The sequence below is a fragment of the Methanosaeta sp. UBA356 genome (genome assembly GCF_002496465.1).
GTDB classification, from domain to species: Archaea; Halobacteriota; Methanosarcinia; order Methanotrichales; family Methanotrichaceae; genus Methanothrix; species Methanothrix soehngenii.
Map to the genome: position 1 here is coordinate 44,899 of NZ_DAKC01000118.1, position 11,882 is coordinate 56,780.

Sequence of the window (11,882 nt, forward strand, 5' to 3'; positions counted from 1 at the left end):
GCTTTGTGGATTGCAGAGCGGCTGAAAAAAGAGATGGAGACCACATCGATCAAGCTCTATTCCCTGAAGCTCTGGGAGGGAAAGAACAAATGGGTATTGATAGATTGATTCTTGATAGAAATCGCCATCAATCGGAAGTGAGCTCCCAGTTGCTGACTGCATCTGGATTCTCCTTTACCTCCTTCAACCTCAGACGGGACTGCTCCTCATAGTACTTCTTATATTTCTCTTCTTTATCAGTGCTATTCCATTCTGCAATCTTCCTGTCCAGGGCCTCGAACATGTACTTCTCGACCGCTTTAACAGTCTCCAGGTCCCCCCTGAGCACCAGTATCTCTCTGTCCATCACCTCGCCGGTCATATCCATCTTACCCGGCCGCAATACAGGCTCGACATCGAACTTCTCCACCAGCTCGCGTATAACGGTAATCGGCATGCTCAAGGGTATAGCCAGATCGTAAAGGCCTTCGAGATCTCCCCTATTCTCCCTGTCCTCTCTAATCTCTTTAGCATCATCATTTTCAATATTGGTAGAGTCCATAAGCACCAGTACTTAATCAATCTGCATCGATTTAAGGCTGTCGAAGAGCTGAAGATCTGCCCCCACCCGCCATCGCTAAGCAGACGCCGCCTCTGCGAATCTTATCGATCCGCAACCCCTTGAAGGCAGTCAAATCCAGCCTAGGTTCGCCGGACAGCATTTATCCGGGCTCCCTTCAAGCGATCGGGAGCTCTGGCAGGGAAACAGTTATTAATGGGTCCATCAATGCAGAGTGCGGACCGGGCCCGTAGCTTAGCCAGGTTGAGCGCACGGCTGATAACCGTGAGGTCACGCGTTCAAATCGCGTCGGGCCCATAATTTTTTTTGCATATCTCTGCTTTTGGCTACCGGTGATTCAAAACGTTTATGAGGATAGAATGGTCTTGTGGGCTCTGATGTCTAAGAGATCCGTAGGAAAGGGTGATGATGGCAAAAAAACCGCCGCTGGCGTTCAGGAGGCCAAGCCACAGGATTTGCCGCCTACCCCTTTGGAAAAGAAGGCAAAATCAAAAAGCGCAGCGTGCTTGTGGCAGAACAACGATATCCTGATTTACGCAGGATTAATTGTTGCTGCAGCAGTCTCGCTCTTTTTGCGCACCTATTACAATTGGAAATTGGTATTCACAGATAACGGCGTCGTCTTCAGCAGCGAAACTGATGCATGGTACCACATGATGCTGGCCAGAGGAGTGGTGATCAACCATCAGAGGCTGTGGTTCGATCCCATGACCAACTTCCCCAATGGAACGACATTGCATTTCGGCCCATTTCACAGCTGGGCAATCGCCCTGGTCTCTGAAATACTGGGCCTGGGCAACCCCAGCATGCATCTGGTGGATACGGTTGGAGCCATTATGCCTGCTGTTCTGGGAGCGCTTCTGGTCTTCCCCATCTACTTCATTGGAAGGGAATTGGCAGGCAAGAACTGTGGACTGATATCGGCATTAATCATCGCCGTCATTCCCGGCCAGGTATTCAGCCGCACCACATTGGGATTCACTGATCACCATGCGGCCGAGATCCTGCTCAGCACCATAGCCATGATGTTCCTGCTCATGGCACTCCGCTCCGGAAGACGCATGACCTTCGATTCCCTCAAAGATGACTGGTCCAAGTTCAAGAGCCCACTCATCTTCTCCGCCCTGTCAGGGCTTTTCTTGGGGCTGTACATCGATGCCTGGTCGTCTGGATTCCTGTTTGTAGGCGTGATACTCTTCTTCGTCTTCTGGCAGAGCATCTTCGATCATATGAAGGGGAAGAGCATCGATTACCTGGGCATCATCGCAGCCATCGCCTTCATAGTGGCGATCATTCCCATTCTTCCCTTCGTCAAGCCCTACTACGGATTCAACCATTATTACTACAGTCTCTTCCAGCCGACCAGCCTTCTCATAGGCGCGGCAGCGGCGTTGGTCTTCGCCCTTCTGTCCCGATATCTCAACCAGAAAGGCCTCAAGAGGTACTATTATCCTGGATCGATCGCTGCTGCGACGCTGATCGGCACAGGCATACTCTATATCGCCATCCCCCAGTTCACCCGTCCCCTGCTGGCGGGACTGTCCATCTTCCAGCAGAAGACAGGAGGAGCTGCCACCATCGGCGAGGCATCGCCATTATTCGCCAATGTCAACAATGTTCTAACCTGGTTCCCAGGCATCGGCTGGATAGAAGGCATCTTCTCCTTCCATACCAATAGCATGATCGCCCTTTTCCTGTCGACATTCACCTTCGCCCTGGTGGCTCTTCTCCTGCTTGCTTTCAGGAATATCTGGAGGCAGAGGCCTGTGGATATAGCGGTATTATCATGGTCCCTGATCATGCTGGTCATGGTCCTCGCCCAGAACAGGTTTGCCTATTACTATGGGGTAAATGTGGCGGTGCTAACGGCATTTCTGGTCGTATATATCCTCCAAAAGCTGGGCATCGAGGATATGGACCTGGATATTGATAACCTGAAGGATCCCTCCAGGCTTGTAAGGTCAAACCTCAAGACAATTGGCGCTGCGATATTCATCTTCGCTTTGATCATACTGCCCAGTATGAGCTGGAGCACAGTCTACGCTCGAGGCGCAAGCGGCCCGGAATCTGACTGGCTGACCTCCACCGCCTGGCTAAGGGACAATACCCCCAGCCCGGGAATGGAACTCTATGAGAAGTACCAATACCCTGCCAGCGGCAAGTACGAATATCCTGATTCTGCTTACGGCATCATGTCCTGGTGGGATTACGGCCACCTGATAGAGGTCGTTGGCCATAGAATTCCCAATGCCAATCCCTTCCAGCAGGGAATAGGCAGCGTCACCCAGAACAGGCCGGGATCTTCTCCCTTCTTCCTGGCGGAGAACGAGAGCCAGGCGGAGAAGGTGCTGGCTGAGCTGGACCAGAACAGGTCCCGCTACATGAACACCAAGTATGTGATGGTCGACCAGCAGATGGCCACCGGAAAGTTCCATGCCATGGCCGCATGGAGCGGCATATCTAATTCGAATTATCTCGGCGGATTTTTGCAGGAACAAGGTGGAGAATATGGCCAGTTCCAGATCTGGCGAGAGCCCTACTTTAAATCCATGACTGCGCGAATGTTCTTCTTCGATGGATCGGAGATAGCAGGAGATCAGGGGATAGGACTGTCCTATAAGGGAGTGGAGATAGAAGAGGGAGTGATAGTTCCCGTCCTCACCGAAGCGCCTAAGATAAGCAGCAACTTCACCGAACTGGAGGAGTTCGTCCGGGCCAGCAAAGAGAAAGGATATATGGCAGAGATCGGTTCCACCAGCCCGGCAGTCTCCGCCATACCCCTGGAAGCACTGCAGCACTTCCGCCTGGTGCATGAGTCAGAGACACCAGTCACCTCCAGCGGCCAGAAGTGGGTCAAGACCTTCGAGAATGTGCCGGGTGCTGTGGTCAAAGGGAGTGCTCAGGCAGGAACCCCAGTTATGGCCTCCATAGACATCCAGACCAATCAGAACAGGATGTTCGAGTACAGGCAATCAAATGTGAGCAATTCAGACGGCCAGTTTGTCCTGGTGCTGCCATATTCGACTGAAGGCCCTATATCCGGTGGGACGCAGTTTGACACCAAAGCGGTGGGGAACTACACCCTATACGTAGGCGATGTCGTCTACGGTCTGAGGGTCCCAGAGGAGTATGTTCTGGCAGGAGCGAGCATCAATATATGAAGCTCTTGGAGGATATGAGCTGGCCGGAGATCGAAGAGGGGCTGAAGGTGACCAGAACGGTGATCCTGCCCGTGGGGGCGACCGAGGAGCATGGCCCTCATCTCCCCACGATCACCGATACCATCCAGGCCATGGAGACGGCACGCACTGTTGCCCAGAAGCGAGAGGTATTCCTGGCTCCGCCCATCCACTACGGGGTCTGTCGCAGCACCCGAGGCTTTCCCGGCACCATCACTGTGGGGCATGATGCCCTGCGCTCATATGTGAAAGAGCTGCTGATATCATTTACAGATAGCGGATTCGAAAATGTCCTGATCCTAACCGGCCATGCCGGGAGCCAGCATATGTCCGCCCTAAAAGAGGCCTGCCAGATGGCATTGGAGGAACGCGAATTCCGGGTCAGCCTGGTATCTCTGTTCGATCTGATCGATCCTCAGGCAGCAGAGACGCCACATGACGGGCATGCCGGAGAGATAGAGACCTCGATGATGATGGTCATTCGCAAAGACCTGGTCAAGGGACTGCCAGAGGAGCATTTTCCCCCAAGGCCCAGATTCCTGATAATGAAGGATGTCCGCCACCTGATGGGAACTGGGATCATGGGAAATCCCGCCCCAGCCACCATAAAGAAGGGACAGAACTTCCTGGCAATGGCGGCGGAAGGGCTCATAGATGCTCTGGAGGAGCTGGAGTCCGACTGCTGGAAAGAGCGATAGAATGGTGAGATAGGCCTCGATTTGGGGCATTTCGACTGCATCTATCGTTCCTTATTTTCCTTTTTATCTTTAAGCTCGCAGCTGGAATGAGTTGCTCACCTATCGCAATATTCATATAGAAGTTTAAACACCGGATATCACGCTTTGAACTAATTCAACGGAGGAGATTAAATGGCAGCAGGACAACTGGGCGGACAGCCCATAATTATTCTTAAAGAAGGAAGCCAGAGAACTGCAGGTCGTGAGGCACAGAAGTCAAACATCATGGCTGCAAAGGCAGTCGCAGGTGCCGTGAGAACCACACTCGGCCCCAAGGGCATGGACAAGATGATGGTCGACAACTTGGGAGATGTGGTAATAACCAATGACGGCGTCACCATTCTAAAGGAGATGGACATCGAGCATCCGGCAGCCAAAATGATGGTAGAGATCGCCAAGACCCAGGATGCTGAGGTCGGAGACGGCACAACCACTGCCGTAGTCCTGGCAGGAGAGCTCCTCAAGCAGGCAGAAGGACTGCTGGACCAGGAGATTCATCCCACAGTCATCGCCGCGGGCTACAGGGCAGCAGCAGACAAAGCCATGGAGATCCTAAATAAGATTGCCGTCAGCGTCACTGTCAATGATGCCGATTTTCTCAAGAAGATTGCCATCACCTCCATGACGGGCAAGGGATCAGGGACCGCCAGAGAGGAGCTTGCCGCGCTGGCCGTGGAGGCAGTTAAGGCCGTGGTGGATGAGGACGGCTCTGTGGACACCGATAACATCACCGTGGAGAAGAAGGTAGGAGGAGGGATAACTGACTCCGAGCTGGTTCACGGCATGGTCATCGACAAGGATAGGCTCCACCCCAATATGCCAAAGAAGGTAACCGGGGCCAAGATCGCCCTGCTCAATGCTGCCATCGAGATCGAGAAGACCGAGGTCGATGCCAAAATAGAGATCACATCCCCAGATCAGCTTCAGGCCTTCCTGGATCAGGAAGAGAGCATGCTCAAGGGCATGGTGGACAACGTAATCAAGACCGGGGCCAATGTGGTATTCTGCCAGAAGGGCATCGATGATCTGGCCCAGCACTTCCTGGCCAAAGAAGGGATCTACACTGTGCGCCGGGTCAAGAAGAGCGACATGGAGAAGCTGGCTCGCGCCACTGGCGGCAGGGTTGTCACCAGCATCCATGACCTGACGGAGAAGGATCTGGGAAGAGCAGGCCTGGTCGAGGAGAGAAAGATCGGCGACGAGAAGATGACCTTTGTCGAGGAATGCGAGAATCCCAAGTCGGTCTCTATCATCCTGAGAGGAGGCACTGAGCACGTAGTGGATGAGCTGAACAGAGCGATGGAGGATGCCCTGCGAGTGGTGGGGGTCGTAGTGGAGGACAAGATGCTCGTTCCCGGCGGCGGCGCTCCAGAGGTAGAGCTGGCGCTTCGTCTCAGAGAGTATGCAGCAACCGTCGGTGGCAGGGAGCAGCTGGCCATCGAGGCCTTCGCCGACTCCATGGAGGTCATACCCAAGACCCTGGCCGAGAACGCCGGTCTGGACCAGATCGACTCTCTGGTTGCCCTGCGCAGCCAGCATGAGAAGGGTATCAAGAGCTCCGGCCTGGACATGGATACCGGCGTTCCTGTAGACATGATGAAGCTGGGTGTGGTCGAGCCCCTGCGGGTCAAGACCCAGGCCATCAACTCAGCTGCCGAGGCAGCAGTCATGATACTCAGGATCGACGATGTCATCGCCTCCAAGGCAGGCGGGCCTGCGGGCGGACCAGGCGGAATGCCCGGCGGCATGGGTGGAGAGGACTTCGAATAAACCTCTCCGATCATCCCCTTTTTTTAAGTCTGCGAGACATAATAGCAAAAGTGTTATCTTCTTGCCAGGTTCATCTCCGGCAATGGAACGCACGCTTCTATTGAAAGGCAAGGTTAAAGAGGCATACGACCTGGGAGACCGACTGGAGTTTCAATTCACTGACAATATCTCCGTCTTCGACAAGGTAATTCCGAGCACCATTCCCTTTAAAGGCGAGACCCTCAGCCGGGAGGGGGTCTACTGGTTTGAAAGGGCAGATGAAATGGGCATCAGGACACACTTTTTGCAGTATCTGCCGCCGGCCGGTATGCTCTGCAAAAAGGTGGATATCCTTCCCACGAATAGGATCACACCCCAATCCAGAAACTATCTGATTCCCCTGGAATGGATATGCCGCTGGTATGTGGCTGGATCCCTCTTCGACCGGGTAAAAGCCGGTGAGATAGCAGCTCAAGATCTAGGCTTTGCATCAGGGCATGTGGTGAAACCTGGAGAAGAGCTGCCCGAACCATTCCTGGAGGTCTCCACGAAGCTGGAGAAGACCGACCGACTTATTGCAAAGGAAGAGGCACTGCAGATATCCGGCCTCTCCCCTCAGGAGTACGAGGATGCCCGGGATATTGTTCTCAAGATCGATGAGGATATCAACCGCAGCGTTGCCAGTCGTGGCTTGATCCACGCAGACGGCAAAAAAGAGCTGGCCTTCGATATGGATCGACAGATAATGATCGTCGATGTCTATGGAACCGCAGACGAGGACCGTTTCTGGGATAGGAAGCGCTACGATGAGGGAGAGCTCGTTGATCTCTCCAAGGAGTATGTGCGCCAGTACTACCGTCAGACGGGCTACAAGGACCGGCTATACCAGGCCCGAGAAGAGGGAAAAGCGGAACCTGCTATACCCGCCCTTCCGAATGATGTGGTTGGGGAGACAAGCCGGATCTACATCAAGCTGTTCGAGATGATCACAGGGGAAAAGTTCAAGGCTAAGGGATGAGGTTAAGGCTAATTTTGAATAAGCGAAAATTTAAAGGAAATCTATCAAGGGATGATGATATGAAGAGAGTGCTATTGGTAATTCTGATACTTGCTGCCCTGGCTATATCCGGTTGTACCGAGAACCAGGATACGCCGGAAAAGAGCGTGGAAGACTTAAAGGCTTTATCCCTGTCCGCGGCAGAGAACCTGACCAGCTACAGTCTCAAGAGCACAATATCCAACATCAGAACGCTCAATGACAGAGGGGAAAATGCCACTGCAGAGAACGCAACCATAATAAAAGAGAGTGCGGAAACCACGGCCACTGTAAACCTTGCCGGCAAGCAGGCCCATGCCAGAGGCTCAACCACTATTGAGGTGGAGCATCGTGGATCGGAGAGGAACACCACCACCAATGAAGCAGATCTCTACCAAATGGGCAACTCGACCTACATTAGGGATAACGGCAACTGGACCCATCTCCAGGATCCGATGACAGCAGAGGAGATCTGGAAAGATGGCAGAAATAACCAGATAAAGGCCATGGCCGAGACCTTCAATATCTCTCAGGCGGAATTGGCTGGCTCGGAGAACATAAACGGCACCGACGCCTATAAGCTGCGAATCATAAACGGTGCGGCTGAGAGCGATGCCCTATATGAAACCGCTTTTAGCATGGCCGCCAATCTGGTCTCCTACCCCATGTTCATGCCCTCGGTCAACCGAACGGAGTTGAACGAGACAGGCAGGATGGAGAAGACCATCTGGATCTCAAAGAACACCTATATCCCCGTCAAGTACGAGAGCAAGACGAGCTTTAAAATGACTCCAATAATCGTAGCTGGCCTTGACATGAACACCAGCCAGATGACCATGTTCAACGAATCGATTGAGCTGGGAACAGTCGAGGTCAGCATGGAGTCGAGCGACATGTATTATGACTTCGACAAGCCAGGGACCATAGCCCCACCGACTGAAGCTCTAGAGGCGGTCATTGTTCGTCCGGTTTCGATTCGGCCAGAGGATAGCCAGCAGGCAGAGTGAGAAGGGCCGATAGACCGATAGCATCCAATATGAAGGATCCATTGCAGCGGCTTTTCCTCAGGGAAAAGCCCTCCCTCGCCGTCCTGGCCTTAAGCGAGATGGAGCCGGCCTATGCCGCCCAGATTGCCAAGCACATAGACTCCACCTTTCCCCATACCTCCAGCATCCTGGGCGAGCTGGAGGAGCAAGGGCTTATAATCTCCCGGCCAGAGGGTAGGGTCAGATTCCTGGTGCTGACCGACCGGGGAAGGCAGGTGGCAGGAGCATTGAGGGAACTGTCCGATCTATTGCATAAACCGGATGCTATGATGCAAAGATTGGAGAGGCTAAAAGAGCTGGCATCTTCTGCCGATGGGTCAAAGGATTATCTCATCCTGGGGCCCCTGCGCAGAGATCTGGCAAAGCTGATGGCCCTTGAGGACCCTAAGCTGCGACAGGGGGCAGAAGAGCTTGACCGCAAGATCCTCGCTATCCTGTCCCGATGACTATCTTCGGGTGATTTAAATCTGTTTTTTTGTTTTCATGTGACCTCGTTCATAGCCAGTTTTCTATCCAGCCATATTACAGAACCTATTGATATCGATTCAGTATTCAGTAACAAAAGTACAAAAGGTTTATCAGTATTCAAATCCAGCTATAGTAGGATATTTTTTTAGAGGGAAAAAGATGGCAAGGAGAACCAGGCTGGAGGTACTGAGCAGCATTCTGGAAATATGCAGTGGAGAAGGAGCGAGTAAGACCAGGATAGTCTATCAAATAAACCTCAATTTTAAGAATGCAGGAGTTTATCTGAAATGGCTGACCGATAAGGGCTATCTGGTTAAGGAGGGTAAAATGCATAAAATCACACCCGCAGGCAAGGAGATGCTGCTGGACCTCAAAGAGATCTGCAGCATACTGAACATTGAGGAGCACTGACTATTCCCCAATGACCTAATCAAGTTCGGATCACCAGGAACAGCATTTGATCTCCGACCTGCTTCCGGCATCTACTTTTGCCAGGGATTGATACAGAGCGCTATCACCGCATGGCAGCCATTGCATAGACTGCAACGATTCTATATTTGATGCCCGGGGAGGCTTGCCTACTACAACAAGGGCGGAGGAACTGGTAGATATGCTTTCGTTGCCCTCGGTGGAGCTACCAGATACCAGTGCTTTGACCTCGAAAAGGCCCTCCCTTTCCGCCACTGCCATGAAGCTCACCGTCCTTCTTCGTCCGGCGTCGATCCTTCGAATGCTCCATTTGACCACACCAGAATCATTCTCCAGGGTAGCAGTGGTGGAGTTGATGAAGCTCATGCCCTCAGGCAATAGAGCAGTGATGTTCGCGCTCATAGTATAATCAGCGGTGTTATTCAATATCAACCGGTAGCTTACAATCTTCTCGTCTACTGGGGAGAGAGTAGCAGTGAAGTCCAAGGGCAGCAATTCGGCAGGACAGCCGCTCCAATCCAAATCCAGGGTGGTGCTGTTGCTCACCCTGAGCTTGCGCTCTCTGGGCGTTCCCCGAGAGGAATAGACATAGATAGTGTTAGCCCTCGCCCGATTCGTATAGTTCTCTTTTCTGGTGATAACCTTGAACTGCATATCGATCGTGAACGAATCCCCCGAGCCTAGGGCTGGTATCGACCAGTTGCCATAGGTCCGGGCGAGCTCCATCGGCTCAACAGAGGAGCCTATGAAGCGGGTTCCCGAGGGAAATGTATCACGGACATATATAGGCGCAAACGTCCGATTCCCGTCATTGACCACAGTGACGGCGAATCTGAGGACATCACAGCGATCTGGATCGACATAACCCTGCTTGTACACAGACATATGGGGCGAGTCATACTTGGGAAGGATGAAGATCGTCCTGTCGATCTTGTAGTCACCAATATAATCATCCTCCAGCAGGGCAAGATCGGTGCTGTTGTTCCCTCGTCTGAAGACGGACTTCAAGCTGGCTTGGCCTATGAAGCTGGAGGATGTCCTCACCTCATTGGGCCATTTGACCTCGACCTCTTTCTCCAATTTCGCCAGGTTGGTATAGTGCTCCTCTGCATAGAGGCCATTGGTGGCGTTCAGCCCGAACCCCTCTTCCCACATATGAGATCGATTTGCCACTGAGTCATTAGAGTATGAATAGCCGGCTGGCATGTAGTCTAAGATGACATTCTTTCGGGCATAATCTCCCGCCTCGATGATTTCCTCCGCCTGATAGAGTCCGCTTCCCCTCTCATAGCTGGAATAGTCCTCACCCACCTTCTTGTATACATCCACATAGCCCGATTCGTCTGTGGAGTTCACTGCCCTCTGATATTCACCCTTGGTGATGGTTTCCTCAATATGGAATCCGCCCAAGTACTCCTCGGAGAGCTTAAGCTTATCTGAGCAGTATTCTACATTGGTCCTGCCGACCGAGTCTGAGCTGAGTTTCATCTTAAGAGATCCATATTTGGATTGGACCGCAACGTCCTTTGATATCGAGTTTCCATAAGTGGTGGACTGAGATGCCATTGATCCATCTTCGCCCCCCTCATTCATGCTCTTGATCGAGGACGATTCTGCCCATAAAGAGTCATAATATACAGTCCTATTGCCAGGCAGACCATTGAAGGTGCGGTTGTAGCGCATGGAAAGGGCATCCTTTTTCAGATCAATTCTGCTGACATTCATGACATCGTTTATATCCATCCGGAAAGAGGAATCGGCACTGTAATCGCCTGATCCATGCTCATGAGAGATAAAACTGCCGCCAACCGGATCGCCGCCTCGGTTCTGCAGGTTCAAATAGCCTCTGCCGGATACGCTGCCATCCATATTGAATATGACCGCCTTGCTCGTCGTCACATCGCATTGAACGCCGGAATTGGGAGCGCCTGGTGTGGATTCCATGAACATCCATTCAGATTCGCCATCTGGATATTTGCCCCAGGCGCAGCCATCCTCCTGGCTATCATATATGCTGATAGTGCGATCAACCTCATGATCAAAATCGTCCTCCAGGATTATGACTGCACCATAGTTGCTCAGCCATTTCTCCCCAAAGTACATCAGATAAAAATCTCCAGGAGAAAGTATAGTTCCCTCATCAATGAACTCCTTTCTGGATCGATCATCACTGGACATGATCGCCCAGCCGCTCACATCAACCTCCTCCTCGCCATTATTATATATTTCAACCCACTGGATCTCAGCATCATCCTCGATATAATCCAGCTCCACCTCGTTTATCACTACGGATCCAGAAGCAGAGGCAAAAGAGCATGCATTCAGAGCCAGCAGGATCAAAATATACATGAGCCTCATAATTCATGCTCGGATATCATCTCTCAGAATAAAAGAGCATACCTACCAATTGTAAGGATTTGTGGGCAGAATAATGCAATTTCATTTATCTCACCAATCCCCCGGGCGGACCGATGGGATCTGAAGAATTATGTTAGTCGCAAGATTGGTGAACCGATATGCTCAGACACAACCACAGAGACGCCGAGTAGCAGAGGCGATTATCTCTGCAGGACTTCATCTATATAATTCAGAGAAGAGCAAAAAAAATTGTCAAGCAAACCTGCCAGACGGACCCTGTCGCCAGGATATAACTTGGCCTTATATGCGCCGATCGGGATT

Annotated in this window: 9 protein-coding genes and 1 tRNA gene; 8 read left to right on the top strand and 2 right to left on the bottom strand. The window is 52.1% G+C overall.

What is annotated here, in order from left to right; all coding sequences use genetic code 11:
* Nucleotides 1–127: 127 nt before the first annotated feature.
* Complete coding sequence (locus BP727_RS11470; protein WP_286858921.1) at nucleotides 128–541, bottom strand: hypothetical protein; 414 nt, start codon at nucleotides 539–541, stop codon at nucleotides 128–130.
* Between the two features lie 241 nt (nucleotides 542–782).
* Here BP727_RS11470 and BP727_RS11475 point away from each other — a divergent pair.
* The 8 genes from BP727_RS11475 (at nucleotide 783) to BP727_RS11510 (ending at nucleotide 9,185) form a co-directional block, all read left to right on the top strand.
* Nucleotides 783–856 (top strand) — tRNA-Ile (locus BP727_RS11475).
* Nucleotides 857–936: 80 nt separating this feature from the next.
* Nucleotides 937–3,720: an oligosaccharyl transferase, archaeosortase A system-associated gene (locus BP727_RS11480; protein WP_286858910.1), complete on the top strand. Its 2,784-nt coding sequence runs from the start codon at nucleotides 937–939 to the stop codon at nucleotides 3,718–3,720.
* Entirely contained in the window at nucleotides 3,717–4,436 is a 720-nt protein-coding gene (locus BP727_RS11485; protein WP_273278006.1) for a creatininase family protein, read from the top strand. Before BP727_RS11480 ends, BP727_RS11485 begins: the two co-directional genes overlap by 4 nt.
* 171 nt (nucleotides 4,437–4,607) lie before the next feature.
* A complete protein-coding gene (thsA, locus tag BP727_RS11490; RefSeq protein ID WP_013719145.1) occupies nucleotides 4,608–6,245 on the top strand; it encodes a thermosome subunit alpha in 1,638 nt (545 codons plus the stop codon).
* Nucleotides 6,246–6,327: 82 nt separating this feature from the next.
* Nucleotides 6,328–7,242 (top strand): phosphoribosylaminoimidazolesuccinocarboxamide synthase, encoded by a 915-nt coding sequence (locus tag BP727_RS11495; protein ID WP_013719144.1) that lies wholly within the window; start codon nucleotides 6,328–6,330, stop codon nucleotides 7,240–7,242.
* 59 nt (nucleotides 7,243–7,301) lie between these two features.
* Nucleotides 7,302–8,267, top strand: coding sequence for a hypothetical protein (locus BP727_RS11500; RefSeq protein ID WP_157863701.1), 966 nt, complete (start codon nucleotides 7,302–7,304; stop codon nucleotides 8,265–8,267).
* Between the two features lie 29 nt (nucleotides 8,268–8,296).
* Nucleotides 8,297–8,752 carry a hypothetical protein gene (locus BP727_RS11505; protein ID WP_276619544.1) on the top strand — a complete coding sequence of 152 codons (456 nt, stop codon included), beginning with the start codon at nucleotides 8,297–8,299 and terminating at the stop codon, nucleotides 8,750–8,752.
* Nucleotides 8,753–8,840: 88 nt separating this feature from the next.
* Nucleotides 8,841–9,185 (top strand): winged helix-turn-helix domain-containing protein, encoded by a 345-nt coding sequence (locus tag BP727_RS11510; protein ID WP_286858915.1) that lies wholly within the window; start codon nucleotides 8,841–8,843, stop codon nucleotides 9,183–9,185.
* Between the two features lie 30 nt (nucleotides 9,186–9,215).
* Here the strand turns inward: BP727_RS11510 and BP727_RS11515 are convergent, their stop codons facing one another.
* Nucleotides 9,216–11,561 carry a lamin tail domain-containing protein gene (locus BP727_RS11515; protein WP_286858917.1) on the bottom strand — a complete coding sequence of 782 codons (2,346 nt, stop codon included), beginning with the start codon at nucleotides 11,559–11,561 and terminating at the stop codon, nucleotides 9,216–9,218.
* Nucleotides 11,562–11,882 lie beyond the last annotated feature (321 nt).

Bases quoted from the DNA above. Each gene is read 5' to 3' on its own strand.
- BP727_RS11470 (WP_286858921.1), bottom strand. From the start codon at position 541: ATGGACTCTACCAATATTGAAAATGATGATGCTAAAGAGATTAGAGAG.
- BP727_RS11480 (WP_286858910.1), top strand. From the start codon at position 937: ATGTCTAAGAGATCCGTAGGAAAGGGTGATGATGGCAAAAAAACCGCC.
- BP727_RS11485 (WP_273278006.1), top strand. From the start codon at position 3,717: ATGAAGCTCTTGGAGGATATGAGCTGGCCGGAGATCGAAGAGGGGCTG.
- thsA (WP_013719145.1), top strand. From the start codon at position 4,608: ATGGCAGCAGGACAACTGGGCGGACAGCCCATAATTATTCTTAAAGAA.
- BP727_RS11495 (WP_013719144.1), top strand. From the start codon at position 6,328: ATGGAACGCACGCTTCTATTGAAAGGCAAGGTTAAAGAGGCATACGAC.
- BP727_RS11500 (WP_157863701.1), top strand. From the start codon at position 7,302: ATGAAGAGAGTGCTATTGGTAATTCTGATACTTGCTGCCCTGGCTATA.
- BP727_RS11505 (WP_276619544.1), top strand. From the start codon at position 8,297: ATGAAGGATCCATTGCAGCGGCTTTTCCTCAGGGAAAAGCCCTCCCTC.
- BP727_RS11515 (WP_286858917.1), bottom strand. From the start codon at position 11,561: ATGAGGCTCATGTATATTTTGATCCTGCTGGCTCTGAATGCATGCTCT.